Here is a 26,003-nt window from a genome sequence, read left to right as displayed (position 1 = left end):
GGTCGGTTCTTCGCGCGTACGCCTGTATGTATGTGCGTATGTACGTATGCACGAGGAACCGGCCCCAGCAGGAAGCGGAGACGACACGGTGACTGAAGCGATCCTTCTGGTCGGCGGCAAGGGCACCCGGCTCAGGCCCCTGACGGCGCGTACCCCGAAGCCCATGGTCCCGGCGGCGGGCGTCCCGTTCCTCACGCACCAACTGGCGCGGGCCAGAGCTGCGGGCGTCGAGCATGTCGTCCTCGCCACGTCGTACCTCGCCGAGGTCTTCGAACCGTACTTCGGGGACGGCTCCTCCCTCGGGCTGAGCCTGGAGTACGTGACCGAGCGCGATCCGCTCGGCACGGGCGGAGCCCTGCGCAACGTGGCGTCGCGGCTGCACTCGGGCCCCGACGAACCGGTGCTGATCTTCAACGGCGACATCCTGACCGGCCTCGACATCCGGGCCCTCGTCGCGACGCACACCGCGTCGGGGGCGGATGTCTCGCTGCACCTCACCCGGGTCCCCGACCCGCGCGCCTTCGGTCTGGTGCCGACGGACGAGGACGGGCGGGTGACGGCGTTCCTGGAGAAGCCGCAGACGCCCGAGGAGATCGTCACCGACCAGATCAACGCGGGCGCGTACGTCTTCCGGCGCTCGGTGATCGACGCCATACCCGCGGGCCGGCCGGTCTCCGTGGAGCGGGAGACCTTCCCCGGCCTGCTGGCCGCCGGGGCCCACCTCCAGGGCATGGTCGACTCCACGTACTGGCTGGACCTGGGCACGCCCCAGGCGTTCGTACGCGGCTCCGCCGACCTCGTCCTGGGCCGCGCCCCGTCCCCGGCGGTGCCAGGACGCTGCGGCGACCGGCTGGTCCTGCCGACGGCCTCGGTGGCCGCCGACGCGAAGCTCACGGCCGGCACGGTGGTCGGCGCGGGCGCCAGCATCGGCGCGGGCGCGCGCGTCACGGGGAGCGCGCTCCTGGACGGCGCGGTGGTGGAACCGGGCGCGGTGGTCACGGACTCGCTGATCGGCGCGGGCGCGCGGGTGGGGGCCCGCACGGTCCTGTCGGGGGTGGTCGTCGGGGACGGCGCGGTGGTGGGCGCCGACAACGAACTGCGCGAGGGCGTACGGGTGTGGTGCGACGCGGTCCTCCCGGCGGGGGCGGTGCGCTTCTCGTCCGACGCGTAGGGCGGGCCCGCGGGGACCGGCGCGAAAGGGGCTGTCCGCCCGGGGACTACCCTCGTGGGGACCCCGACCCCCGAGGATCCCACCCGTGGCAGGACGCTTCGCCCCCCGCCCAGCGCGCCCCGAGCGCCCCGCGCGCACGCCGGGCGCCGTCGTGCCCGCCCCTGCCCGCTCCCCGGAGGGACTGCGCCGCCGCTGGACGCCCCCGGAGGGCGGGTACGACCTCGGGCTCACCCTGGGCCCCCTGCGGCGCGGCCCCGGCGACCCGACCTTCCGGGCCGAGCCGGGCGGCGCGGTGCGCCGGGCGAGCCGGACGCCCGCCGGGCCCGGCGCGCTGCGGCTCGTCGCGCGGGGCGGCGGCGTGGACGCCGAGGCGTGGGGGCCGGGCGCGCAGTGGCTGCTGGACCACCTCCCCGACCTGCTCGGCGGATCCGACGAGCCGGACGCCTTCGTACCGCGCCACCGGCTCCTCGTCGACGCCCTGCGGCGCAGGCCGGGGCTGCGGCTGTGCAGGACCGGGCTCGTACTGGAGTCGCTGATCCCGTCCGTGCTGGAGCAGAAGGTCACCACCGTCGAGGCGTACCGCGCCTGGCGCCTGCTGGTCCGCGCGCACGGCGAGCCCGCGCCGGGACCGCCCCTCGCCTCCGGTGAGCCGCTGTACGTCATGCCGGACGCCAGGACATGGGCGCTGATCCCCTCCTGGGAGTGGCACAAGGCAGGGGTCGACGCGAAGCGCTCCTCGACCGTGCTGCGCGCCGTACGGGTCGCCCGCCGGCTGGAGGAGGCCGCGGCGATGGAGCCGGAACGGGCCGCGGCCCGGCTGGAGCTGATCCCCGGCATCGGCCCCTGGACCTCGTCGGAGGTGATCCAGCGGTCCAACGGCGCCCCGGACGCCGTCACCGTCGGCGACCTCCACCTGCCGGGCATCGTCGGCCACGCGCTGGCGGACGACCGGCACGCGGACGACGCGGCGATGCTGGAACTCCTCGCCCCGTACGCGGGCCAGCGCCACCGGGCGACCCGCCTGATCCTCCTCAGCGGCCGCACCCCGGCCCGCCGGGCGCCCCGCATGCCGGTCCGCGACATCGCCCGCCTCTAGGACGCCTCCACAACGTCAACGTCCCGCCTGCCGGCTCCCGCCGCCCGCACGGCCACGGCGATGCCGAGGGCGGCCCCGGCGAGAGCGGCGAAGACCACGACGTTCAGCCATCCCGCGACGAGTTCGACCTGTGTGCCGTCGCCCCAGTGGCAGCGGGTGGACAGCGGAAGGTACCGCTCGACGATGGTCAGTTCGCCTCGGGGGCCCTCGTTGCCCAGGGAGACGCCCACCGCCCGGAAACAGGCGGTGCCCGTGCCCCCGCTGTCCCAGCCGACGGAGAGCCCGGCCACATAGGCAGGGAGCCCCGCGCCGAGACTCAGTGCGGCCAGCTCCACCCCGCGCCAGGGACTGCCGGCGCTACGGGAGAAGAACCAGCGTCTGCTGACGAGCAGATGGACGGCCTTGACCAGGAGCAGCCCGAGGCCGAACGGCAGGGCGATGACCACCGCGTTGATCAGGACGCTCACGAAGTCCACGGTCAGCCTCTACCGCACCTCGATGAACGTCTCCGCCGACCGTCCGGGCCGGTCCTTCGGCGGGGCCGCCGCGTGGCCCACCGCGACCGCGCCCATCGGGTCCCACGCCTCGGGCAGGTCCAGCACCTCCCGTACGACCTCGCGGCAGAACATCGTGGACGAGACCCACGCGGAGCCCAGCCGCTCACCGGCCAGCGCGACCAGGAGGTTCTGGACGCCCGCGCCCATCGCCACCACGAACATCTCGCGCTCCGCGCCGTCCCGCCGGGTGTCGCCGTACGTGTGCGAGCCGTCGGCCACCAGGCAGGGCACCACCAGATACGGCGCCTTGCGCAGCACGTCACCGCGGCGGACGCGGCGGGCGATCGACTCCTCGGACTTGCCGTCGCGGCGCAGGTCCGCGATCCACGCGTCGCGCATCGCGTCGAGGAGCCGCAGCCGGGCGGCCGGGGTCTCCAGGAGGACGAAGCGCCACGGCGTGGTGTGGTGCGGCGCCGGGGCCGTGATCGCCGCGGCGACCGCGCGGCGGACCGCGCCCGGGTCGACCGGCTCGTCGGTGAACTCGCGGACCGTACGGCGCTGGGTGACCGCCTCCCGTACCGCCTCCGAGGTGCCGAGCCGGAACATGTCGTCGGCGGCGACCCGCACCAGCGCGCGGGCGCCGGTGTCGGCGTTCGCGGTGTCTTCCGCGCTCTCCGCGTCGTCAGGGCCGTCAGGGCCGGACGCGGTGGCCGGGGTCACCAGGTGTCCCAGCCCGCTCACCACCGCCACCGGCAGGTTCTCCGCCTTGCCCTTCACCAGGTCCCCGGCCGCCGCCAGCTCGTCCGCGAGGGCCACGACCGTCGCGGACAGCGGATTGCCGTGTGCGTCCGTCCCGCCGCGCAGGTCCTCCAGGACCCGTACGCCCGCCGCCCCGATCGCCACATCGGTCAGTCCGTTGCGCCAGGGCCGTCCGAAGGTGTCCGTGACGATCACGCCGAGGTCCAGCCCGAGCGCGTCCCGCAGCCCGTCCCGTATCGCCCGCGCGGAGGCGTCGGAGTCCTCGGGCAGCAGCAGGACCGTCCCGGGCGCGGTGTTGGAGGCGTCGACCCCGGCCGCCGCCATGACGAGCCCCTGCCGGTTCTCGACGATACGGAGCGGTCCGCGCCGCGCGACGACCCGTACCGTCTCCGCGTCGATCGCCGCCTCGCGGTCCGTCGCCTCGACGATCCGGCCCTCGGCCTTGGAGACGATCTTCGAGGTGACCAGCAGGATGTCGCCGTCGGCCAGCCCGGTACCGCCCGCCGCGATCAGCTTCGCGAGGTCGTCGCCGGGGCGCACCTCGGGCAGCCCGGGCAGCGCGCGGACGGCGTACCCGTCCTCACCAGGGCTCATGCCCGTACCTCCTCGGCCAGCGCCAGCGCCTCGCGCGCCATGGCGGCGGTGGTGTCCACGTCCGTCATCATCAGCGGGACCGCCCGGCTGCGGATGCCCGCGCCCTCGATCGCCTCCACCGCGCCGGCGTCCACCGTGTCGACCAGCCAGCCGTCCAGCAGCCCGGAGCCGTAGTGCAGGGCGACGGCGGTCGCCGTCGACTCCACGCCGATCGCGGCGAGCACCTTGTCGGCCATCCCGCGCACCGGCGCGTCCCCGACGATGGGGGAGAGGCCGACGACGGGCACGCCCGCCTCGGCGATGGCCTCCCGTATGCCGGGCACGGCCAGGATGGTGCCGATGCTGACCACCGGGTTCGACGGCGGGAAGAGGATGACGTCGGCGGCGGCGATCGCCTCCAGCACGCCCGGCGCCGGCTTGGCCTGGTCGGCGCCGACGGGGACGATGGCCTGCGCGTCCACGGACGCGCGCAGCTTCACCCAGTACTCCTGGAAGTGCACGGCCTTGCGCTCGCCGTCGACGTCCACCGCGACATGGGTCTCGACGCGGTCGTCGGTCATCGGCAGCAGCCGCACTCCCGGCTTCCAGCGGGCGCAGAGCGCCTCCGTGACGGCGCTGAGCGGATAGCCGGCGCCGAGCATCTGCGTACGGACGATGTGGGTGGCGAAGTCACGGTCGCCGAGGCCGAACCAGCCGGGCCCCACGCCGTACGCCGCCAGCTCCTCCTTGATCAGGAACGTCTCGTCGGTACGTCCCCAGCCCTGTTCCTCATTGATGCCACCGCCGAGGGTGTACATCACGGTGTCGAGGTCCGGGCAGACCTTCAGCCCGAACAGATGGATGTCGTCGCCGGTGTTGCCGATCACCGTGACGTCCGCGTCGGGCGCGGCCTGCTTGAGGCCGCGCAGGAAACGGGCGCCGCCGATGCCGCCGGCCAGAACTACGATGCGCATGGGAGACAGTCTGTCAGCCGCAGGCTGATCGTTGAGGGGTGGTGGCCGGGCGACGGGTGGGCATGTCAGGCGGGTACGACATCCTGGGCCGCCGGGGCGCAGCGGGCCGAGTGCATCGGCATCTCGGTCAGCCCCGGGTAGTAGATGTGCAGGCTCACGGCCGGTTCGATCGCCGCGTTGACCACTTCGTGGACGTAACCGGGGGCGAAGACCCGCTGCGCGCCCGGCGCGAGCGTGCGGCTCCCGCTCTGCGAACGCTCCGTCAGTTCCCCGTCGAGCACCGTCAGTACGCCGGAGGAGCGGCCGTGGTCGTGTGATCCGCTGCCCTGTCCCGGCACCCAGGAGAGCAGCCAGACCTCGTAGCCGGGGCCGGTGCGCAGCCGGTGGTACCAGCGGCTGGTCGCGTCGTACTGGACGTGCGGGGCCCACTGGGCGCGGTCGGCCGCGAGGGTGCGGGCGAGGCCGGCGAATTCGGCCACGGTGACCGGGTGCTCCCGGGCGGGGCGGAGGAGGTGCTGGACCTCAAGGAGGTCGCCGGCGATCTGGATGTCGCTGTCGCTGTTCATGGGGTGCTGTGGTTCCTCGGCAGAGAAAGGGCGTGCGCTACCGGAAAAGGGAGGTGGGGGAGGTGCGGCCGGAGCCCGTGGGCTTCAACAGCCGGAACAGCTTGAACAGCAACAGCGCGCCTGGACAGCACTGCGGAATCCACGGAGGTGGGTCGCGGGGTGCGTGCGGTGCGCTGGCATGAGACCTAAGGTCGCGAATCCCGTTCCGGATGTCAACCCAATGACCGATTTGGCGGCAATGTTTCACCTCATCCGGTTACTCCGTCCGGAGAAAGGTTTGTGCAGGCGGAGGTGCGGACACATGGGGCAGCGACCGTGCTCGTAAACACCTCGGCGCCCTCGTGATCAGACTGTGATCCGGATCGCTTCCGCGATCGGACCCGCAACAAGATCGGGGTGCGTGACGTCTCTCCTCTCAGGAGGGAGTCGGGGGTGGTGGATGCGGTGATGCGGGCAGGCCAGTGGCATGTGTCAGGTTTTTGGTGATTTGAACACTTTCCGCATAGCCTTGGTTCCGCAGAGTGAATACCGGGCCCAATAGCAGATCTCGGCTTGACCGGACCGGAGCACACACTTGTAATTTCACTCGTGTCGTTCGGCCGAACTCGACAGCGGCCATACCCACGGGGACGCAAAAGACAGACGAGGGGCGCACATGACCGAGCTGTTCCAGCAACTGCTGGTCGAGGACGCGGAAGAGGAACTCGGCTGGCAGGAGCGCGCCTTGTGCGCCCAGACCGATCCCGAGTCCTTCTTCCCCGAGAAGGGCGGTTCCACCCGCGAGGCCAAGAAGGTCTGCCTCGCCTGTGAAGTCCGTTCGGAATGCCTTGAGTACGCCCTCGCCAACGACGAGAGATTCGGAATCTGGGGCGGGTTGTCCGAGCGCGAGCGGCGCCGTCTGAAGAAGGCCGCCATCTGAACGTCGTCCGGCCGGCCACGGGCCGCAACAGAGGAATACGACCGCACGATCCCTTACGTATATGGCACGGTCCGCAGTCTGCACCTCCCCGCAGACGGCGGACCGTTGTGTTTCCCGGCCGGGCGTCGCATGCCCGCGCGCCTTTCCGCGCCCCCGCGCCCGTCCGTACCCCCGCGCGCTCCGCCCCCGGGACCCGGCGGAGCGTCAGGTGCTCCGCCGGGCACATCGAGCGCCGGGCGCCCGGCGCGTATTCCTACCGTTAGTGTGGGGCCCCGTCCGAGACGCTCCCACGCCCCTTCGGGGCGACCCCCCGGCCGGAGGGCCCGCCACCTCAATGTCCCCCACCACCGCCGCGTTCGTTCCCGCCACCACCAGCGCCCCCGAGTTCCCGCGGCACGTCGTCACCGCGGTGCTCGTCGCCCACGACGGCGCGCGCTGGCTGCCCGACGCCCTCGCGGGCCTCCTCGGCCAGGAACGCCCCGTACAGAACGTCATGGCAGCCGACACCGGCAGCGCCGACGACTCGGCCCGGCTGCTCACCGAGGCGCTCGGCGACGAGCGGGTGCTGCACCTCGCGCGCCGCTCCGGCTTCGGCACCGCCGTGGAGGAGGCCGCCACGACGGCCGGGGTGCTCACCCCCGACGATCTGCCCTATCTGAAGCGGCCCGGCGGCTGGGACCCGGTCACCAGGACCTGGCGCGACGAGAACTACGACCTGCCCGAACTGCCGCACGGCGAACCGGTGCAGTGGCTCTGGCTCCTCCACGACGACTGCGCGCCCGCCCCCGACGCGCTCGCCGAACTCCTGCGCGTCGCCGACTCCGACGAGTACGCCGCCGTCGTCGGCCCCAAACTCCGCGGCTGGTACGACCGCAAGCAGCTCCTCGAAGTCGGCGTCACCATCGCCAACAGCGGACGCCGCTGGACCGGGCTCGACCGCCGCGAACAGGACCAGGGCCAGCACGACCAGGTCCGTACCGTCCTGTCCGTCTCCTCCGCCGGCATGCTCATCCGCCGCGACGTCTGGGACGAACTCGGCGGCTTCGACCGCAGACTTCCGCTCATGCGCGACGACGTCGACCTGTGCTGGCGCGCGCACGCCGCCGGACACCGGGTCCTCGTCGCCCCCGACGCCGTCCTGCGGCACGCCGAGGCGTCCGCGCGCGAGCGCCGTACCGTCGACTGCGCGGGCCGCTCCGTCGTCAACCCGCACCGCGTCGACAAGGCCGGCGCCGTCTACACCATGCTCGTCAACGCGCGGGCCGCCGTCCTCCCCTACGTACTCTTCCGGCTCGTCCTCGGCACGCTCCTGCGCACCCTCGCCTACCTGGTGGGCAAGGCACCGGGACAGGCCGTCGACGAGGTCACCGGGCTCCTCGGCACCCTGCTGCGGCCCGGACGGATCATCAGCGCCCGCAAGGAACGCGGCAAGGGCGTCGTAGAGGCGGCCGAACTGCGCCCCCTCTTCCCGCCCGCCGGGGCGACCGTCCGCGCCACCGTCGAACAGATCGCCGCGAGCCTCGGCGGCGACTCCGACCCCGACACCGGCGGCTCACGCCACGGCGCCGTCGAGTCGGGCCCCGGCGGCGACGACGCCGACTACATGGAGATCGAGCAGTTCGCCCGGCTGAAGAAGCTCGCGCACAAGCCGGGACCCGTACTCTTCGCGATCCTCCTCCTCGTCTCGCTCGTCGCCTGCCGCGGCCTCCTCGGCGGCGGCGCGCTCGCGGGCGGCGCCCTGCTGCCCGCGCCCGCCGACATCTCCGACCTCTGGTCCCGGTACGCCGACGGCTGGCACCCCGTCGGTACGGGCGTCACCGAGACCGCGCCGCCCTACCTCGCCGTACTGGCCGCCCTGTCGGTCCTCTTCCTCGGCTCCACGGGCCTCGCGCTGACCGTGCTCCTGGTCTGCTCGGTCCCGCTCGCCGGGGTCACCGCCTACTTCGCCTCCCGCTCGCTCGTCCCGTCCCGGCTGCTCCGCGCCTGGGCGAGCGTCGCGTACGCCTTCCTGCCCGCGGCGACCGGCGCGCTGGCCACCGGCCGGCTCGGCACGGCCGTCCTCGCCGTCCTGCTGCCGCTGCTCGCCCGCGCCGCCGTCTCCGCGTACGCGATGCGCGGCGGCGGCGACCCGCAGGCGCGCGGAAGCTGGCGCGCCACCTGGGCGTACGCCTTCCTGCTCACCTTCACGATGGCCTTCACGCCCGTCGTCTGGCCGCTGGCGCTGGTGCTCGCCCTCGGCGTGCTGGTGCTGCGCCGCCGTGACCTCGCCGGATACGGACCGCGCGTCCTCGCCGGGCTCGGCACGCCCGTCCTGCTCCTCGCGCCCTGGTCGTTCTCGCTGCTCACCGACCCGTCCGCGCTCTTCCGCGAGGCCGGCCTGGAGTTCGGTACGGGGACGGCCTCCCCGATCGACCTGCTCGGGATGAGCCCCGGCGGCCCCAAGGCCGTCGGCGGCGTCCTGATGGCCGGGATCGTGCTGGCCGCGCTGGCGGCGCTGCTGCGCGCCGAGCGGCAGTTCGCGATCGGCTCGGCGTGGCTGGCCGGGCTGGTCGCGCTGGTCTTCGCCGTGCTGTCCAACAACTCCGGCTGGGCCGGGCCCGCCACCCTCGTGTACGGGCTGGCGATGATCGCCGCGGCCATTCTCGGCGCGGACGGAGCGCGGATCAGGGTCGCCGCCGAGAGCTTCGGCTGGCGCCAGCCCGTCGCCGTCCTCATCGCCGCCGCCGCCGGACTCGCCCCGCTGATCGCCGCCGTCGGCTGGATGTTCAGCGGCGCCGCGGGTCCGCTGGAGCGCCGCGACCCGGTCCAGGTGCCGGCGTTCGTCGCGGAGGAGAGCGTCACCCGCGACCAGCCCCGCACCCTGGTCCTCGGCGGCACCTCGCCCGCCGAGGTCTCGTACTCCCTGGTCCGCGGCTCGGGCGGGCGGCTCGGCGACGCCGAGCTGACCGTGGCGGGCGGCGGCGACGCGCGGCTCGACAAGGTCGTCGCGAACCTCGTCGCGGGCTCCGGCGCCGACCAGACCGACACGCTCAGCGGGTTCGCGATCCGTTACGTCCTGGTACGGGACGGGGCCCCCGCCGAGACCGGCCGCACCCTCGACGCCACCCCGGGGCTGACCCGGCTGAGCCAGCTCGACGGCAGCGCGCTGTGGCGCGTGGACCGGCAGATCTCGCGCGCCACGATCGTCGACGGCAAGGGCGCGGGCGAATCGCTCGCCGTCGCCTCCGGGCCTGTCGAGGCACACACGGAGATCCCGGCGGGCGCCGCCGGGCGCGTGCTGCGGATCGCGGACCGGGCTGCCGAGGGGTGGCAGGCCACGCTCGACGGTGAGGCGCTGACGAAGAAGACCGTCGACGGCTGGGCCCAGGGCTTCGAACTCCCCGCCGAGGGCGGCCGGCTCGACCTCACCTACGAGGACCCGATCACCCACACCGCGTGGGTCTGGGCCCAGGGCGCGCTCGCCCTCGTCCTGCTGGTGCTCGCCCTGCCGGGGCGGCGCCGCGAGATCGACGACGACCTGCCCGAGGAGGACGTGGAGATCCCGGCGCAGCCGGTGGAGGGCGAGGGCCGCAGGGCCCGCCGCCTCCGCGCGGCGGCCGAGGCCGAGGAGGCCGCAGGAGCCGCCGGAGCCGTCGAGGCCGAGGCGGTCGCCGGGCCGGTGACCGCGGTGGCGGAGGAGGGACGGCAGCAGGCGTACGGGGCCGTGCCCGCGCAGCCGGCGTACGACGAGTGGGACAGCTCCACGTACGCCAACGCCAACACCGACGCGAACGCGAACGCGAACGTCAACCAGGACCCCTACCAGGCCGCGCCGTACGCCGAGGACCCGTACCAGCAGCAGTACCAGCAACAGCAGCAGCCCTATCAGGGTGACCCGTACCAGCAGCAGGGCCCGTACGCGGAGCCCGGCGCGTACGACCAGCAGCAGGCGTACGACCAGCAGCCGTACGACCCCTACGGGTACGGCCAGCAGCAGCCCTACACCGACGGCGACCAGAACGACCCGCGCCGGCGCCCCGACGGGAGCAGCAACCAGTGAACCGTACGACCCTCTCCCTCATCGCGGCCGCCACCGCCCTCGCCGCCGTCACCGGCTTCGCCTCGCTGTCCGCCCCGGCGGACGCGGACGCCACGGCAGCGGGCACCGTCGCGCGGCTCCCCGTGGAGCGCACCAGCCAGCTCTGCCCGGCGCCCAGCGTCTCGGACGTCGCGGAGACCACGTACACCTCCGTCACGCCCACCGGGAAGGGCGGCGCGGACAGCGAGCCCGCCGCCGACGCGGGCGGCTCCGCCGAACTCAGGGAGTCCACGGTCACGCTCGCCGAACCGGGCGGCACGGACGACGACAAGAAGGAAGACGACAAGAAGGAAGAGGAGAAGCAGGACGACGCGGCGAAGGGCTCCGCCTCGGACGGGAAGCCCTTCGTCACTCTCAAGGAGCCCGGCACCCCCGTCTCCGCCGAGTCGAGCGGCGCCAACTCGCCCGCGCTCGTCGGCACGGCCACCGGCCGCCTCGCCCCCGGCTGGACCACACAGCAGACCACCACGGTGAGCGTGGGCGGCGCGCGCGGACTGCTCGGAATGACCTGCACCGCGCCCGACACCGACTTCTGGTTCCCCGGGGCCAGCACCGAGCGCTCCCGCCAGGACTACGTCCACCTCACCAACCCCGACGACACCGTCGCCATCGCGGACATCGAGCTGTACGGGCCGGACGGCGCCCTCAAGTCCGAGACGGGGGAGGGCATTCCGGTGCCCGCCCGGTCCAGCGTCCCGGTGCTGCTCTCCACCCTGACCGGCGAGGCCGCGCCCAATGTGACCGTCCATGTCTCCACCCGCGCGGGCCGGGTCGGCGCGGCCGTGCGCGCCGCGGACGAAGCGGGCGGCAGCGACTGGCTGACCGCCTCCGGCACCCCGGCGGGCAGCGTGGTGCTGCCCGGCATCCCGGCGGACGCGACGGACGTACGGCTGGTGGTGCTCGCGACCGGGTCCGCCGACGCCGACCTGAAGGTGCAGCTCGCGACCCCCGACGGCACGATCACCCCGGCGGGACACGAGAGCCTGCACGTCAAGTCGCAGATGACGGCCGCGCTCGAACTGGGGGACATCACCAAGGGCGAGCCGGGCTCGCTGGTGCTCACCCCGTCCGGGAGCGCGGCCCCGGTGGTCGCGGCGCTGCGCGTGGTGCGGGGCAAGGGCGAGAAGCGGGAGATCGCGTTCATCCCGGCGACCGCCCCCATCGCGTCGCGCGCGACGGTGGCCGACAACCGCGCCAAGGGCTCGACGCTCTCGCTGACCGCCCCCGGCGCCGCGGCGAAGGTCAAGGTCACGTCCTCGCCGGGCACCGAGGGGGGCGAGGCGACGGTGGAGACGTACGACGTCAAGGCCCGGTCGACCCTGGCCGTCACCCCGAAGGCACCGGCCGGCCTGAAGGGCGCGTACGCGCTGACGGTCGAGCCGGAGTCGGGCGGCCCCGTGCACGCGGCGCGCACGCTGGCGCTGCCGGAGGACGGCATCGCGATGTTCACGGTGCAGACGCTGCCGGACGACCGGGGGACCGTGTCCGTACCGAGGGCCGAGGAAGACCTGTCCGTCCTCGACAACGGCAAGTAGCGCCTCGCGGCGAACGCCCCTCGGTAAGGGCTCCTCGGCGAACGCCCCTGGGTAAGAGCTCCTCGGCGAGCGCCCCTCGGTAAGCGCCCCTCAGCCCCTGGTACGGCCGGTCACTCCTGGCCGTACCGGGGGTCGACGGACTCGGGCGCCAGCCCCAGCAGGTCCGCGACCTGCTCCACGACGACCTCGTGCACCAGGAGCGCGCGGTCGTCGCGGTTCTTGGTACGGAGCTCCACCGGCCGGCGGTAGACGATGATGCGCGCCGGATGATCCTTGCCCGCGGGGGCCGAGCTGCCGAGCGGAACGCTGTCCTCCAGGGTGCTGGGCACCTCCATGACCAGGAAGTCGACATCGGCGAGCTGCGGCCAGCGCCGCTCCAGCCGGTCCACGGAGTCCCGTACGAGATCGCGGAAGGACTCCGAGCGGCTGATCGAGAGCGGCACCTGGGGCGGGGCGACCGGCCCGCGCATCCCGCGGCCGTGGCGGTCGCGGCGGCGCGGCCGTGGCTCGGGCGAACGGGGCGGTACTGGACTGTCCATCACTGACGCAGGGTAGCTCTCCACGGCGCCCCGTCAGCGAGGCTCGGACCCCGTCGGACCCCATGTCGCATATTGAACATTCAGGCCAAGCTTGGGCTCGGTTCCCGGCATACGCATGATCGTCGATCACGCCTTCCTTGACGGATTTGTCCCAAGTCGCGACCGCATCACGGGCTGTCGCCGACTCGTCACGTCTCTTCCCGTGCAGGTCAGGGCAGTTGATTCCAGCCAACTTGTGCGGGATATCACGCCGCGACACGGTGGAGTGACCTGGTGGCGAGTCGTCGCAGCCCGCTCAAGAGTGCGGTACCGTCCAACATCGTGAGCCCTGTACGTCGCTGTTCGCGCACCGCGTGCGGCCGCCCTGCTGTCGCGACACTGACGTACGTCTATGCCGACTCGACCGCGGTCCTCGGCCCGCTCGCCACCTACGCCGAGCCTCACTGCTACGACCTGTGCGCGGAGCACAGTGCGCGGTTGACCGCGCCGCGTGGCTGGGAGGTCGTCCGGCTGACGGACGGCTCGGCCCCCGCGCCGCCGAGCGGTGACGATCTCGAAGCGCTGGCCAATGCCGTACGGGAGGCCGCCCGCCCGCCGGAGCGCGCGCCCGACGGCGGCGGCAAGGGCGCACGCGGGGCGGATCCCATGGAGGTCGGGCGCCGGGGGCATCTGCGGGTGCTGCGCTCGCCCGAGTCCTGAGGCGTACGCGTTGCCGTTCCTGCCCGGATCCTGAGCCGCCCCTCTTGCCTGGATCTTGAGCCGCCTCCCTTGTGCGGATCCCGCTGGCGCGTGGGGGGCCCGGATCCCGCTGACGCGCGGCGGGTCCGGATCCCGCTCACGCGCGGGGTTTCCGCTACGGATCCTGCGCGGGGCATTGACCTCCACTTGGCGCGGACACGACCATTCCTCCACCCGTGAGAGATCACTTTCCGTATCGCGGAATTCCGGAGGACTGTCGTGTTCGTACAGCAACTGGAACCTGTCGCCGACTCGCTCGCACTCTCCGCCCTCGTCGCCGCGCTGCCCCTCGCCACCGTGCTGATCCTGCTCGGTGGCGTCCGTATGCGAGCCCACCTCGCCGGGCTCACCGGCCTCGCCGTCGCCGTACTCGTCGGGTGGTTCGCCTTCGCGATGCCCCTCGGCCAGACCCTCTCGGCCGGCGCGCAGGGCGTGCTCTTCGGGCTCTTCCCCATCATGTGGATCGTCGTCAACGCCCTCTGGGTCTACCGGATGACGGTCAGGACCCAGCACTTCGACATTCTGCGGCGCTCCTTCGGCCGCCTCTCCGACGACCCGCGCATCCAGGCGCTCGTCATCGCCTTCTGCTTCGGCGCGCTCCTCGAAGCGCTCGCGGGGTTCGGCGCGCCGGTCGCGATCTGCTCGGTGATGCTGGTGGCGCTCGGCTTCGACCCGGTCAAGGCCGCCGTCGTCTCGCTCGTCGCCAACACCGCGCCCGTGGCCTTCGGCGCGATGGGCACCCCGGTCGTGACGCTCGCCCAGGTCACCGGGTTGCCGCTGGACACGGTCGCCTCCGTGGTCGGCCGGCAGACCCCGCTCCTCGCCCTGATCGTCCCGCTGGTGCTCATCGGCCTCGTCGACGGCCGGCGCGGGCTGCGGGAGACCTGGGTGCCCGCGCTGGCGTGCGGAGTCGCCTTCGCCGTCGCTCAGTTCGCGGCCGCCAACTATCTCTCCGCCCAACTCGCCGACATCGCCGCCGCGCTGGCGGGGGCCGCGGCGCTGGTCGCCGTCCCCTCGGCGCGCCGGCCCGCGGCGGAGCCGGTACGCGCCGCCGTGCTCACCGGCGTACGGAGCGAGGACCTGGACCGCGACGACCCGCGCCCCGAAGTGGTGCGCGCCTACGCCCCGTACGCCCTGATCGTGGTGATCTTCTCCGTCGCGCAGATCCCGCCCGTCAAGGAGCTGCTGGCCAAGGCGACCCAGGTCTTCGACTGGCCCTTCCTCGATGTCGCGAACCCGGACGGGGAGCGCGTCGGCGCCAATGTCTTCACGCTGCCCCTCGTCGGCACCGGCGGCACGCTCGTCCTCCTCGCGGGGCTGATCACGGCCGTGGTGCTGGGCGTACGCGCGAGGGACGCGGCGCGCGAGTGGGCGGCGACCGTGCACGAACTGCGGTACGCGATCCTCACCGTCACCTCGGTGCTGGCCCTCGCGTACGTGATGAACCTGTCCGGACAGGCGGCGACCATCGGCCACTTCGTCGCGGCGGCGGGCGCCGGGCTCGCGTTCCTCTCCCCGATCCTCGGCTGGTTCGGCGTCGCGGTCTCCGGCTCGGACACCTCGGCCAACGCCCTGTTCGGCGCGCTCCAGGTGACGGCGGCGCACCAGTCGGGCCTCGCGCCGGAGCTGCTGGCCGCCGCGAACAGCTCCGGGGGCGTGCTCGGCAAGATGATCTCCCCGCAGAACCTGACCATCGCGTGCGCGGCGGTGGGGCTGGCGGGCAAGGAGGGGGACGTGCTCCGCAAGGTGCTGCCGTGGAGTCTGGGGCTGCTCCTGGTGATGTGCCTGATCGTGGTGGGGCAGAGTACGGCCGTACTGGGATGGATGCTGCCGTAACGGTGTCACCCGGCCGGGTAGTTTGAACCGACTTACCGCAATGAACCGAGCGCACTGAACCGACCGCAGTGACAGGAACCTCTGGAGGGCGTGACCGTGGCCGATGTTTCGCATGTGCCGCATGTGGCGAACGCGTCGAACGCAGCGAACGTAGAGAATGCGTCGAACGTAGCGAATGCGTTGAATGTGGAGAATCTGGCGCAGATCGTGAAGGCGTACGACGTGCGAGGGGTGTACCCGGACCAGCTCGACGACCGGCTCGCGGAGCTTTTCGGCGCCGCCTTCGCCGAGGTCACCGACGCCCGCGCGATCGTCGTCGGCCACGACATGCGGCCCTCCTCGCCCGGTCTCGCGGCGGCCTTCGCCCGGGGCGCCCTCGCGCGCGGGGCGGACGCCACCCTCATCGGGCTGTGCTCCACGGACCAGCTCTACTTCGCGTCCGGGAACATGAACGTCCCCGGCGCGATGTTCACGGCGTCGCACAACCCGGCCCGGTACAACGGCATCAAGATGTGCCGCGCGGGCGCGGCGCCGGTGGGCCAGGACACGGGGCTCGCGGAGATCCGCGCCCTGGTGGAGAGTTGGCTGCGCGAGACGCAGGGCGGCGCGGCGGGCACGGCTGAGGTACCGGAGACGGCGGGAACCCTCACGCAGCGTGACACGTTGGACGATTACGCCGCGTATCTCCTCTCCCTCGTCGACCTCTCAGCGATCCGCCCGCTGAAGGTCGTCGTGGACGCGGGCAACGGCATGGGCGGCCACACGGTCCCGACCGTCCTCGCCGGGCTGCCGCTCGATGTCGTGCCCCTGTACTTCGAGTTGGACGGTACGTTCCCGAACCACGAGGCCAACCCCCTGGACCCGAAGAACATCGTCGACCTCCAGGCCCGCGTCCTCGCCGAGGGCGCCGACCTCGGCCTGGCCTTCGACGGCGACGCGGACCGCTGCTTCGTCGTGGACGAGCGCGGCCGGGGCGTCCCCCCGTCCGCGATCACCGCCCTGGTCGCGGCCCGCGAACTGGCCAAGCACCCGGGCTCGACGGTCATCCACAACCTGATCACGTCCCGGTCCGTCCCCGAGGTCGTCAGGGAGAACGGCGGCACGCCGGTCCGTACCCGCGTCGGTCACTCCTTCATCAAGCAGGAGATGGCCACCACGGGCGCGGTCTTCGGCGGCGAGCACTCCGCGCACTACTACTTCCGCGACTTCTGGAACGCGGACACGGGCATGCTCGCCGCGCTCCACGTCCTGGCGGCCCTGGGCGGCCAGGACGGCCCGCTCTCGGAGCTGGTCTCCTCGTACGACCGCTACACGGGCTCGGGCGAGATCAACTCCACGGTGGACGACCAGAAGGCGCGGATGGCGGCCGTCCGCGCGGCGTTCGCGCCGCGCGACGGGGTCACCCTGGACGACCTGGACGGCCTGACGGTGGAGTCGGCGCACTGGTGGCTCAACGTCCGCCCCTCCAACACGGAACCGCTGCTGCGCCTGAACGTCGAGGCGCGGGACGAGGAGACGATGGTGAAGCTGAGGGACGAGGCCCTGACCCTGATCAGGGACTGACCCCTACCGGCCCGGTCCGTGACCCGTGTCCTGGCCCCCGCGCGTGCCCCGTGGCCGCCCCGCACACACCCGCCGTCCCCCGCCCGGGGACGGCGGGTACGGGGCCCACCGGCGGTAGGCTGACAAGCGTCTATCCACCTGTTCGAAGGGACACCCACCCCATGCCGCTCGAAGCCGGCCTCCTGGAGATCCTGGCCTGCCCGGCCTGTCACGCGCCGCTCAGCGACCGCACCGCGGCCGAGACCCCCGAGCTGGTCTGCACCGGCGCGGAGTGCGGCCTGGCGTACCCGGTCAGGGACGACATCCCGGTGCTCCTCGTGGACGAGGCACGCCGCCCCGCGTAGGCCGCGCCGGGCGCCGCCCCGCGCCGCCCCGCGGCAGTACGCCCCGTACCCCTGTAGCCCCGTACCAGCCCTGCGTACACCCGTACCAGCCCTGCTCACGTGCCACACCAGCGGAGGCCCACCCCTCATGCTCGACGAGTCGCTGCTCGACGCCCCCGACGCGCTCACCCGCGCCGACCACCGCGGTCTGCTCCGTGACGCCGCCGAGGCCGGGGCCCGGGTCCGTACCGCCCTGCGGCACACCGCCGAGGCCGGGGTCGGCGCACTGGCGCCGGAGGGCCGCCCCCGCGCCGTACTGATCGCCGGTTCCGGCGCCGCCGCGACCGGGGCCGCCGACCTCGTGGCCGCCCTGACCGACGGGGCCGCGCCCGTGACCCGGCTCCGTCCCACCGGCGTCGCCCCCGCCGCGGGCGCCCTGCGCTGGGCGCTTCCCGGCTGGGCCGGCCCCGTGGACCTGCTGCTGATCGCCACCACGGACGGCAGCGAGCCCGGCCTGGCGCTCCTCGCCGAACAGGCGTACCGGCGCGGCTGTACGGTCGTCGCCGTCGCGCCGGGACACTCCCCGCTGGGCGAGTCGCTCGGCGGTACGCACGGACTCCTCGTACCCATGGCGACGGCACCGAACGAGTGGGCCGACTCCGTCGAGGAGGACACCCGCGTGACCGGGCCCGGCGCGCTCTGGGCCCTGCTCGTCCCGCTGCTCGCGCTCCTCGACCGGGTCGGGCTGCTCACCGCGCCGCCGGAGACCCTCCAACGCGTCGCCGACCGGCTGGACCGTACGGCGGAACGCTGCGGCCCGGCCGTCGTCACCTACAGCAACCCGGCCAAGACCCTCGCCGCCGAACTGGCCGACTCCCTCCCGCTGATCTGGACGGAGGGGACGGCCGCGGCCCCCGCCGGGCGCCGCTTCGCCGCCGTACTGGCCGAGCTGACCGGCCGCCCCGCCCTCGCCGCCGAGCTGCCCGAGGCGATCCAGGCCCACGGCGCGCTGCTGGCCGGCGACTTCGCGGGCGGCACCGAGCCCGACGACTTCTTCCGCGACCGGGTCGAGGAGAGCCAGGCGCTGCGCGCCCGGGTCGTGCTGCTCAGGGACCGCCCGGTCGGCGGCCTGACCGCCGCCCCCGCCGCGCGCGAACTGGCGCTCGGCCACGACACGGCCATCAGCGAACTGGAGCCGGAGGAGGGCACGGAGATCGAAGCCCTCGCCGAGGTGATCGCCGTCACGGACTTCGCCACGGTCTACCTGGCGCTCGCCGCGGGCGCCACCCCCGCCTGACCACCCGACGCCCCCCGCGGCTGACCCGGCGCCCCCGCGCACACCGTCCCTCAGGGCACGCGCCCGCGCGCCCGCACACCCCTCAGCGCTGCGGCACCACCACCACACCACCGCGCCGCCACCCAGCCACCACCCCCACGCCACCGCGCCGCCACCTCGCACCAGAAGGCTCACCCCATGGACCGCCTCTCCAACACCGTGCGCCCCTACGCCTGGGGTTCGACGACCGCCATCCCCGACCTGCTCGGCACCCCTCCCACGGGCGAGCCGCAGGCCGAGATGTGGCTCGGCGCCCACCCCGGCGCCCCCTCGCGGCTCGACCGCGGCCACGACGACGGCGACCAGGCGCTCTCGGACGTCATCGACGCCGACCCCGAGGCGGAGCTGGGCACGGCCACCACGCGGAAGTTCGGCCCCCGGCTGCCCTTCCTGCTCAAACTGCTCGCCGCGGGATCGCCGCTCTCCCTCCAGGTGCACCCCGACCTCGCCCAGGCGCGGCAGGGATACGCGGACGAGGAGCGCCGCGGCGTCCCGATCGACGCCCCGCACCGCAACTACAAGGACGCCAACCACAAGCCCGAACTGATCTGCGCGCTCACCCCCTTCGAAGGGCTCTGCGGCTTCCGCGCCCCGGAGGACGCCGCCGACCTCCTCGCACGGCTCGACGTCGACGCGCTCAAGCCGTACGTGGACCTCCTGCGCGCCCACCCCGAAGAGGCCGCGCTGCGCGAGGTCCTGACCGCCGTGCTGGGCGCGGACCCGGACGAGATGGCCGCCACGGTCACCGAAGCCGCTGCCGCCGCCGACCGGCTCGGCGGCGCGTACGCCCCGTACGCGTCGATCGCCCGCCACTACCCGGGCGACCCCGGCGTCATCGCCGCCATGCTGCTGAACCACGTACAACTCCAGCCGGGCGAGGCGCTCTTCCTCGGCGCCGGTGTGCCGCACGCGTACCTCGACGGGCTCGGCGTCGAGATCATGGCCAACTCGGACAACGTCCTGCGCTGCGGCCTCACCCCCAAGCACGTGGACGTCCCCGAACTCCTCCGCATCGTGCGCTTCGAGGCGACCGAGCCGAACATCCTGCGCCCCGAGGCGTCCGCGTCCGGCGAGGAGCTGTACGAGACGCCCATCGACGAGTTCCGGCTCTCCCGCTTCACCCTCGCGCCGGGCGCCGCGCCCCGCGACCTCACGGCGGCCACCCCGCAGATCCTGCTCTGCACGGCGGGCGCCCCCGAGGCGGGCGGCCTCGGGCTGGCACCCGGCGGCGCGGTCTTCGTACCGGCGGGCGAAAAGACCGAACTGTCCGGTACCGGCACGGTGTTCCGTGCCACAGTCGTGGCCTGATCCACCCACCGCCCCGGCGGCTGCAACAATGTCCCGCCGTACCGCGGCGCCAGGGCCGCAGACCAAGGAAGGGACACCACGCACCCATGAGCGCGTCCGGCGGAACCAAGGCGATCGTGGCGGCGCTCGGCGCCAACCTCGCGATCGCAGTAGCCAAGTTCGTGGCATTCGCCTTCAGCGGGTCCTCGTCGATGCTCGCGGAGGGCGTGCACTCCCTCGCCGACTCCGGCAACCAGGGGCTGCTGCTCCTCGGCGGCAAGAAGGCCAAGCGCGAGGCGACGCCGGAGCACCCCTTCGGCTACGGGCGCGAGCGCTACATCTACGCCTTCCTCGTCTCCATCGTGCTGTTCTCGGTCGGCGGCATGTTCGCGATCTACGAGGGCTACGAGAAGATCAAGCACCCGCACGCGATCGAGGCGTGGTACTGGCCGGTCGGGGTGCTGGTCTTCGCGATCATCGCCGAGTCGATCTCCTTCCGTACGGCCATCCAGGAGTCGAACGCCCTGCGCGGCTCGCTCTCCTGGAAGAACTTCATCCGCCGGGCCAAGGCGCCCGAGCTGCCGGTGGTCCTGCTGGAGGACTTCGGCGCGCTGATCGGTCTGGTCCTCGCCCTCGGCGGCGTCGGCATCTCCCTGGCGACCGGCGACGGCATCTGGGACGGCATCGGCACGCTCTGCATCGGCATCCTCCTCATCGTGATCGCCCTGGTCCTCGCGGCCGAGACGAAGTCCCTGCTGCTCGGCGAGGCCGCGGGCACGGAGGACATCGACAAGATCAAGAACGCGATCGTCGACGGTGATGTCGTGACCGGCATCATCCACATGCGTACGCTCCACCTCGGCCCCGAGGAACTGCTGGTCGCGGCGAAGATCGCGGTCGAGCACGACGACACGGCCGCCGAGGTGGCCGCCGCGATCAACGCGGCCGAGTCCCGCATCCGCGAGGCCGTCCCGATCGCCCGGGTCATCTACCTGGAGCCGGACATCTACAGCGCCTCGGACGCCGCCGCGGGCACCAACCCGGCCAAGGACGCCAAGGACGCCAAGGACGCCAAGGACACGGACGGCCCCATGACCCCGGGGACCCCGGGCGCGCCGGAGTAGCACAGCCGGCGGCACGCCGTGGTGGCCGACCGCTGAGGCCCACCACGGCGGCCACCACGGCAGCCCACCTGCGTGGCCCGCAGCGGTCCACGCCGGCCCACCCGGCGGAGACCCTCTCCCTCCCTCGATCCGCTCCCTTCCTGGTTCGGCTGTAGCTCACTGGGCCGATCGGTGTAGATTCGTGACCAGAGCCAGACGTCGCTGCTGATGGCGGTCGGGCGGTCCGTGCTGTGGACCGGCCGAGGGAGAGAGGGCCTCCGACGGACTGCCCCGCGTAGCCCGGGCATTCGTATGCCCGCCGCCGCAGAGTCAGCCGTACGTACCCACCCTCGACCCGATTTACGAGGAGCAGCTCGCTATGACGACTGTCGCCAACCGACAGGACTTCAAGGTCGCCGACCTCTCGCTCGCCGAGTTCGGCCGCAAGGAGATCACGCTCGCCGAGCACGAGATGCCCGGCCTGATGTCGATCCGCAAGGAGTACGCGGCGACGCAGCCCCTGGCCGGCGCCCGTATCACCGGCTCCCTGCACATGACGGTGCAGACCGCGGTCCTCATCGAGACCCTGACCGCGCTCGGCGCCGACGTCCGCTGGGCGTCCTGCAACATCTTCTCCACCCAGGACCACGCCGCCGCCGCCATCGCGGTCGGCCCCGAGGGCACCCCGGACGACCCCAAGGGCATCCCCGTCTTCGCCTGGAAGGGCGAGACGCTGGAGGAGTACTGGTGGTGCACGGAGCAGGCCCTCACGTGGCCCAACACGCCCACCGGCGGCCCGAACATGATCCTGGACGACGGCGGTGACGCCACCCTCCTGGTCCACAAGGGCGTCGAGTTCGAGAAGGTTGGCGCGGCCCCCGACCCGGCGACGGCGGACAGCGAGGAGTACGGCTACATCCTCGGCCTGCTGAACCGCACCCTCTCCGAGAACCCGCAGAAGTGGACCCGGCTGGCGTCCGAGATCCGCGGCGTCACGGAGGAGACCACGACCGGTGTCCACCGCCTGTACGAGATGCAGCGCGACGGCGCCCTCCTCTTCCCGGCGATCAACGTCAACGACGCGGTCACCAAGTCCAAGTTCGACAACAAGTACGGCTGCCGCCACTCCCTGATCGACGGCATCAACCGCGCCACCGACGTCCTCATCGGCGGCAAGGTCGCGGTCGTCTTCGGCTACGGCGACGTCGGCAAGGGCTGCGCCGAGTCCCTGCGCGGCCAGGGCGCCCGCGTGATCATCACCGAGATCGACCCGATCTGCGCGCTCCAGGCGGCGATGGACGGCTACCAGGTCTCGACGCTGGACGACGTCGTCGGCATCGCCGACATCTTCGTCACCACGACCGGCAACAAGGACATCATCATGGCCTCGGACATGGCCAAGATGAAGCACCAGGCGATCGTCGGCAACATCGGCCACTTCGACAACGAGATCGACATGGCCGGCCTCGCGAAGATCGACGGCATCGTCAAGGACGAGGTGAAGCCCCAGGTCCACACCTGGACCTTCCCCGACGGCAAGACGCTCATCGTCCTGTCCGAGGGCCGCCTGCTCAACCTGGGCAACGCGACCGGCCACCCCTCCTTCGTGATGTCGAACTCCTTCGCGGACCAGACCCTGGCCCAGATCGAGCTCTTCACCAAGCCGGAGGAGTACCCGACCGACGTCTACGTGCTCCCCAAGGCCCTGGACGAGAAGGTCGCCCGTCTCCACCTCGACGCGCTCGGGGTGAAGCTCACGACGCTCCGCCCGGAGCAGGCCGCGTACATCGGTGTCGAGGTCGAAGGCCCGTACAAGCCGGACCACTACCGCTACTGATCCACACCCCGGCTCCCGGGACTCCGCACGTCACAGAACAGGCCCCCGCACCCCCGTGTCGGGGGCTTGTTCCGTGCGTGACGTGTGCGCCGGAGCGCCGACCTACGGTGTGCTGTCAGCCGCCGAGTACGCGAAGGACCTGAAAGACCCCATGCCCCGCGGCCGTTATTCGCTCCATGACCCGCACGACCACACCCCTCTCGGTGACGAACACTTCCACTGCGCGCCCGGCCCCTCCGGCTGGCGCTACGTCTCCCAGATCACGACTCCCTCCGGCGACCACGCGGGCTCCGTCGATCTGGCCCTCGACGAGCTCGGCCGCCCCATCCGTCTTCAACTCCACGCGGCGAGCTGGCAGATCCGTGGCGCCGCCCTCGACGGCGTCAGTTGGGTCCGAACCGACCCCACCGGCACCTACGCCACGGAAGGCAACGTCAACGCGCACGCCTTCACCGGAACATCCCCCGCCTTTCTCGTCGCGACGACCCGCCTCCTGCGTCTCACCCCTGATACGCCCACGACGCGCGTCCGCCTCGTGGCCTTCACGGACCCGGTCCTCGCCCCTCGCACGCTCGACCAGTCCTGGGCCCTGGTGAACAGTGAAGCGCACGCCACTGACAACGGCCCCCTGATCGTGGACGAGTACCAGGTCAGCGCCCTGGACACCGGTGAACAGCACACCGTTCACATCGCCGGCGACGTGGTGCTCTCGGCGCCGGGCATCGAGCTGGAAGACCTCGAAACCCCGCCGTCACCGCCGACCTGACGCCGAGGCCGGCACCCGCGCCCTGCCTACGCGGGCGGGGCGAACCCCGTGGCGGTCGGCGACGAGGCACCGTCCGCGGGGCCTGCGGACGGGACGGGCGACGGCGCGGAGGGGGAACCTGCGGGAGGGTCCGCAGGCTGGGGGAGGGGCGCCACGGGAGAACCGACCCCGGTCCCCGGGACGCCAGGAGCCGGCCCCGGACGGGCGCCGGGGCCGAAGGCGCGCCGCGCGTCCCGGGCCTGCCGCTCGCTCACCACCGCCGCCAGATACGCGCCCGCGGGCACCTCCCGGGGTGCCGGGGCGCCCGTACACGCCGCGAGATCACCCGCCAGACGCTCGGCCATCGACCGGCTCACCCCCGGGTCGAGCTGCCCCATCCGCGTCAGGTACTGGCGTATCGCGAGCCACAGATCGTCCGGCACGGCAGAGAGATCCAGCTCCGCGAAGCGCCCCACGAGCCACGGCGGAGGCGGCGGCACGGCAGCCGTGTGCGGCGTCGGCACCCTCTCCCGTACGACGAGCGTCCCCGCGAACACGTCCCCGATCCGCCGTCCCCGCGCCGACACCAGCGACGCGACCGAGGCAACGACCCCGACCGAGAACAGGATCTCCACCACGCCCATCGCCCCGCGCACCAGGGCGTGCCGGAACCGTATGGGCCCGCCGTCGTCCCGTACGACCCGCAGCCCGCAGGCCATCTTGCCCAGCGAACGCCCGTGGCTGAGGGTCTCCACGGCGATCGGACCACCGACCAGCACCAGAAGGAACGAGGCGACGGCCAGGGCGGCGACCGCCGCCTCGTCCAGCGAACCGGCCGACAGCACGATGCCGACCGACACCGCCAGATAGGCCGCCCCCGCCACCGCGAGATCGATCGCCGTCGCCAGCGCACGGCTCGGCAGCCGCGCCGGACGCAGCCCCAGTACGACCGCGTCGCCCGTCACAAGCTCATCCACCGGTGCCCACCCTTCGCCGACCTTCCCCGCCCTGGAGAAAGGCCAGTCTGCCAAGCTGGCCCACAACGCGCCGCAGTCAGCCGTGCCGACGCCGGCGGTACGGACCTACGCACCCAGTGCCTGGAGCAGCAGCCGACCATGGACCTCGATGTCTTCGTGACCAGCCACCGCGCCGAGTGGGACCGCCTGGACCACCTCCTGGGACGCGGCCGGCGCCTCACCGGCGCCGAGGCCGACGAACTCGTCGCCCTCTACCAGCGCACCGCCACGCATCTCTCGCTGATCCAGTCCAGCGCGCCGGACCCCGTACTCACCACCCGCCTCACCCAGCTCGTGGCCCGGGCCCGCGCGACGGTCATCGGCACACGCCGCGCCGGCTGGCGGGACGCCGCACGATTCCTGACCGCGGGGTTCCCCGCCGCCGTCTACCACGCCCGGCGCTGGTGGATCCCGACCGCGCTCCTCTCCACTCTCCTCGCGGCCGTCATCGGCTGGTGGACAGGCGCCCACCCCGAGGTGCAGGCGGCGATCGCGGCGCCCGAGGAGCTGCGCCAGATGACCCGCCCGGGCGGTGAGTACGAGACGTACTACTCCAGCCACCCGGCGGCGTCGTTCGCGGCGCAGGTCTGGACGAACAACGCGCAGGCCGCCGCCATGTGCCTCGTCCTGGGAGCCTTTCTCTGCCTGCCGGTGATCTGGATCCTCTTCGTCAACGTCCTCAACCTGGGCGTCGGCATCGGGCTGATGTCCTCGGCGGGCCGCCTCGACACGTTCCTCGGCCTGATCCTGCCCCACGGCCTGCTCGAACTGACAGCGGTCTTCGTCGCCGCCGGCACGGGTCTGCGCCTCGGATGGACCCTGATCGACCCAGGCCCGTACAGCCGCCGAACGGCCATGGCCCAACAGGGCCGTGCGGCGCTCGGCATGGCCCTCGGCCTGGCGCTGGTCCTCTTCGTGTCGGGCGTGATCGAAGGCTTCGTCACCCCGTCCGGCCTGCCCACCTGGGCGCGCATCGCCATAGGGGTCGTCGCCGAACTGGCCTTCCTCGCCTACGTCTACATCCTCGGCGGCAGGGCGGCACGGGAGGGCGAGACGGGCGACCTGGAGGCCGCGGACCGCAGCGCCCGACTTCCTGTCGCCGCCTGATGTGCGTGGGGCGTACTCGACCTGTTAGTCTCCTCTTCGCCCCACAAAAGCCGTTGACACGGTCGGAGTGGGGAGGTAGATTTAAACGGTTGCCTCGGAGTTGGACAAGCTCTAGGTCCACCGAACAACATCTATGCGGCTTCCGGTGGGATTTGATTCCTGCGGAGCCCTTCTCGATTCGACAAGCAGATGATTCCGGCCGGTGAAATTCGGCCGCCTTGCTTCTGCTAAAGTCGGGTCCGTCGAAAGACAAAAGGCTAATCCAAAGGCCACTGGAATTCCTGAGGCAGAACACGCCGAATGGATCTGGTAGAGTCGGAACCGCTGGAAAGGGAAAGCGCGAAAGCGAAGAACTGGAAAGCGAACCCCGCTCCGACGGGGAATCGGACACGAAAGAGTCTGATA

Annotated in this window: 21 protein-coding genes; 15 read left to right on the top strand and 6 right to left on the bottom strand. The window is 72.6% G+C overall.

Going from position 1 to position 26,003, the window contains the following annotated elements; translation table 11 throughout:
* Positions 1-88: 88 nt before the first annotated feature.
* Together ACIO3P_RS19380 and ACIO3P_RS19375 are read left to right on the top strand one after the other, a co-directional pair.
* A complete protein-coding gene (locus ACIO3P_RS19380; protein ID WP_329823527.1) occupies positions 89-1,171 on the top strand; it encodes an NDP-sugar synthase in 1,083 nt (360 codons plus the stop codon).
* A gap of 85 nt (positions 1,172-1,256) precedes the next feature.
* Positions 1,257-2,267 (top strand): DNA-3-methyladenine glycosylase family protein, encoded by a 1,011-nt coding sequence (locus ACIO3P_RS19375; RefSeq protein ID WP_401795754.1) that lies wholly within the window; start codon positions 1,257-1,259, stop codon positions 2,265-2,267.
* On the opposite strand, the gene ACIO3P_RS19370 is transcribed toward ACIO3P_RS19375, so the two are convergent.
* The 4 genes from ACIO3P_RS19370 to ACIO3P_RS19355 form a co-directional block, all read right to left on the bottom strand.
* Positions 2,264-2,734: a hypothetical protein gene (locus tag ACIO3P_RS19370; RefSeq protein ID WP_401795757.1), complete on the bottom strand. Its 471-nt coding sequence runs from the start codon at positions 2,732-2,734 to the stop codon at positions 2,264-2,266. The two genes, ACIO3P_RS19375 and ACIO3P_RS19370, sit on opposite strands and share 4 nt — an antisense overlap.
* An 18-nt stretch (positions 2,735-2,752) precedes the next feature.
* Positions 2,753-4,117 (bottom strand): coenzyme F420-0:L-glutamate ligase, encoded by a 1,365-nt coding sequence (locus ACIO3P_RS19365; protein ID WP_401852604.1) that lies wholly within the window; start codon positions 4,115-4,117, stop codon positions 2,753-2,755.
* Entirely contained in the window at positions 4,114-5,070 is a 957-nt protein-coding gene (cofD, locus tag ACIO3P_RS19360) for a 2-phospho-L-lactate transferase (RefSeq protein ID WP_329823530.1), read from the bottom strand. Before cofD ends, ACIO3P_RS19365 begins: the two co-directional genes overlap by 4 nt.
* 65 nt (positions 5,071-5,135) lie before the next feature.
* Positions 5,136-5,636: a cysteine dioxygenase family protein gene (locus ACIO3P_RS19355; RefSeq protein ID WP_329823531.1), complete on the bottom strand. Its 501-nt coding sequence runs from the start codon at positions 5,634-5,636 to the stop codon at positions 5,136-5,138.
* 655 nt (positions 5,637-6,291) lie between these two features.
* On the opposite strand from ACIO3P_RS19355, the gene ACIO3P_RS19350 reads away from it, so the two are divergent.
* The 3 genes from ACIO3P_RS19350 (at position 6,292) to ACIO3P_RS19340 (ending at position 12,168) form a co-directional block, all read left to right on the top strand.
* Entirely contained in the window at positions 6,292-6,555 is a 264-nt protein-coding gene (locus tag ACIO3P_RS19350; protein WP_030742398.1) for a WhiB family transcriptional regulator, read from the top strand.
* A 334-nt stretch (positions 6,556-6,889) separates the two neighbouring features.
* Positions 6,890-10,594, top strand: a complete 3,705-nt coding sequence (locus ACIO3P_RS19345; protein WP_401852602.1) for a glycosyltransferase family 2 protein — start codon at positions 6,890-6,892, stop codon at positions 10,592-10,594.
* A complete protein-coding gene (locus ACIO3P_RS19340) occupies positions 10,591-12,168 on the top strand; it encodes a DUF5719 family protein (protein ID WP_401852600.1) in 1,578 nt (525 codons plus the stop codon). The genes ACIO3P_RS19345 and ACIO3P_RS19340 overlap by 4 nt, the downstream gene beginning before the upstream one ends.
* Before the next feature lie 110 nt (positions 12,169-12,278).
* Here the strand turns inward: ACIO3P_RS19340 and ACIO3P_RS19335 are convergent, their stop codons facing one another.
* Entirely contained in the window at positions 12,279-12,707 is a 429-nt protein-coding gene (locus ACIO3P_RS19335; protein ID WP_329823571.1) for a metallopeptidase family protein, read from the bottom strand.
* Positions 12,708-12,980: 273 nt separating this feature from the next.
* Here ACIO3P_RS19335 and ACIO3P_RS19330 point away from each other — a divergent pair, with 273 nt between their 5' ends.
* The 9 genes from ACIO3P_RS19330 to ACIO3P_RS19290 all read left to right on the top strand — a co-directional run bounded on the left by ACIO3P_RS19330 (position 12,981) and on the right by ACIO3P_RS19290 (position 23,496).
* Positions 12,981-13,406, top strand: a complete 426-nt coding sequence (locus ACIO3P_RS19330) for a DUF3499 domain-containing protein (RefSeq protein ID WP_329823534.1) — start codon at positions 12,981-12,983, stop codon at positions 13,404-13,406.
* Positions 13,407-13,664: 258 nt separating this feature from the next.
* Entirely contained in the window at positions 13,665-15,281 is a 1,617-nt protein-coding gene (locus tag ACIO3P_RS19325) for an L-lactate permease (protein ID WP_401852598.1), read from the top strand.
* A gap of 180 nt (positions 15,282-15,461) precedes the next feature.
* Positions 15,462-16,844: a phosphomannomutase/phosphoglucomutase gene (locus ACIO3P_RS19320; protein WP_401852596.1), complete on the top strand. Its 1,383-nt coding sequence runs from the start codon at positions 15,462-15,464 to the stop codon at positions 16,842-16,844.
* 161 nt (positions 16,845-17,005) lie between these two features.
* The gene (locus ACIO3P_RS19315) at positions 17,006-17,188 is read left to right on the top strand and encodes a Trm112 family protein (protein WP_329823538.1); all 183 of its coding nucleotides are present in this window, start codon (positions 17,006-17,008) and stop codon (positions 17,186-17,188) included.
* A 127-nt stretch (positions 17,189-17,315) separates the two neighbouring features.
* Entirely contained in the window at positions 17,316-18,464 is a 1,149-nt protein-coding gene (locus ACIO3P_RS19310; protein WP_401852594.1) for an SIS domain-containing protein, read from the top strand.
* A gap of 177 nt (positions 18,465-18,641) precedes the next feature.
* Complete coding sequence (gene manA / locus ACIO3P_RS19305) at positions 18,642-19,811, top strand: mannose-6-phosphate isomerase, class I (RefSeq protein WP_329823540.1); 1,170 nt, start codon at positions 18,642-18,644, stop codon at positions 19,809-19,811.
* Positions 19,812-19,897: 86 nt separating this feature from the next.
* Positions 19,898-20,914, top strand: coding sequence for a cation diffusion facilitator family transporter (locus ACIO3P_RS19300; protein ID WP_401795780.1), 1,017 nt, complete (start codon positions 19,898-19,900; stop codon positions 20,912-20,914).
* 358 nt (positions 20,915-21,272) lie between these two features.
* Positions 21,273-22,730, top strand: a complete 1,458-nt coding sequence (gene ahcY, locus ACIO3P_RS19295; protein WP_329823543.1) for an adenosylhomocysteinase — start codon at positions 21,273-21,275, stop codon at positions 22,728-22,730.
* Between the two features lie 151 nt (positions 22,731-22,881).
* Positions 22,882-23,496, top strand: coding sequence for a hypothetical protein (locus ACIO3P_RS19290; RefSeq protein ID WP_329823572.1), 615 nt, complete (start codon positions 22,882-22,884; stop codon positions 23,494-23,496).
* A 26-nt stretch (positions 23,497-23,522) separates the two neighbouring features.
* Here the strand turns inward: ACIO3P_RS19290 and ACIO3P_RS19285 are convergent, their stop codons facing one another.
* A complete protein-coding gene (locus ACIO3P_RS19285) occupies positions 23,523-24,452 on the bottom strand; it encodes an RDD family protein (RefSeq protein WP_401852591.1) in 930 nt (309 codons plus the stop codon).
* Positions 24,453-24,590: 138 nt separating this feature from the next.
* Between ACIO3P_RS19285 and ACIO3P_RS19280 the strand changes: the two genes are divergently transcribed.
* Complete coding sequence (locus ACIO3P_RS19280; protein ID WP_401852589.1) at positions 24,591-25,598, top strand: stage II sporulation protein M; 1,008 nt, start codon at positions 24,591-24,593, stop codon at positions 25,596-25,598.
* Positions 25,599-26,003: the final 405 nt, after the last annotated feature.

The sequence above is a fragment of the Streptomyces sp. NPDC087310 genome (genome assembly GCF_044744405.1).
GTDB lineage: Bacteria > Actinomycetota > Actinomycetes > Streptomycetales > Streptomycetaceae > Streptomyces.
The sequence above is the reverse complement of the archived record's forward strand: the minus strand, read 5'-3'. Positions and strand labels throughout refer to the sequence as shown.

Coding starts and splice junctions, on each gene's coding strand:
- ACIO3P_RS19345 (WP_401852602.1), top strand. CDS start 6,890: ATGTCCCCCACCACCGCCGCGTTCGTTCCCGCCACCACCAGCGCCCCC.
- manA (WP_329823540.1), top strand. CDS start 18,642: ATGGACCGCCTCTCCAACACCGTGCGCCCCTACGCCTGGGGTTCGACG.
- ACIO3P_RS19310 (WP_401852594.1), top strand. CDS start 17,316: ATGCTCGACGAGTCGCTGCTCGACGCCCCCGACGCGCTCACCCGCGCC.
- ACIO3P_RS19350 (WP_030742398.1), top strand. CDS start 6,292: ATGACCGAGCTGTTCCAGCAACTGCTGGTCGAGGACGCGGAAGAGGAA.
- ACIO3P_RS19280 (WP_401852589.1), top strand. CDS start 24,591: ATGGACCTCGATGTCTTCGTGACCAGCCACCGCGCCGAGTGGGACCGC.
- ACIO3P_RS19365 (WP_401852604.1), bottom strand. CDS start 4,117: ATGAGCCCTGGTGAGGACGGGTACGCCGTCCGCGCGCTGCCCGGGCTG.
- ACIO3P_RS19355 (WP_329823531.1), bottom strand. CDS start 5,636: ATGAACAGCGACAGCGACATCCAGATCGCCGGCGACCTCCTTGAGGTC.
- cofD (WP_329823530.1), bottom strand. CDS start 5,070: ATGCGCATCGTAGTTCTGGCCGGCGGCATCGGCGGCGCCCGTTTCCTG.
- ACIO3P_RS19335 (WP_329823571.1), bottom strand. CDS start 12,707: ATGGACAGTCCAGTACCGCCCCGTTCGCCCGAGCCACGGCCGCGCCGC.
- ahcY (WP_329823543.1), top strand. CDS start 21,273: ATGACGACTGTCGCCAACCGACAGGACTTCAAGGTCGCCGACCTCTCG.
- ACIO3P_RS19290 (WP_329823572.1), top strand. CDS start 22,882: ATGCCCCGCGGCCGTTATTCGCTCCATGACCCGCACGACCACACCCCT.
- ACIO3P_RS19300 (WP_401795780.1), top strand. CDS start 19,898: ATGAGCGCGTCCGGCGGAACCAAGGCGATCGTGGCGGCGCTCGGCGCC.
- ACIO3P_RS19315 (WP_329823538.1), top strand. CDS start 17,006: ATGCCGCTCGAAGCCGGCCTCCTGGAGATCCTGGCCTGCCCGGCCTGT.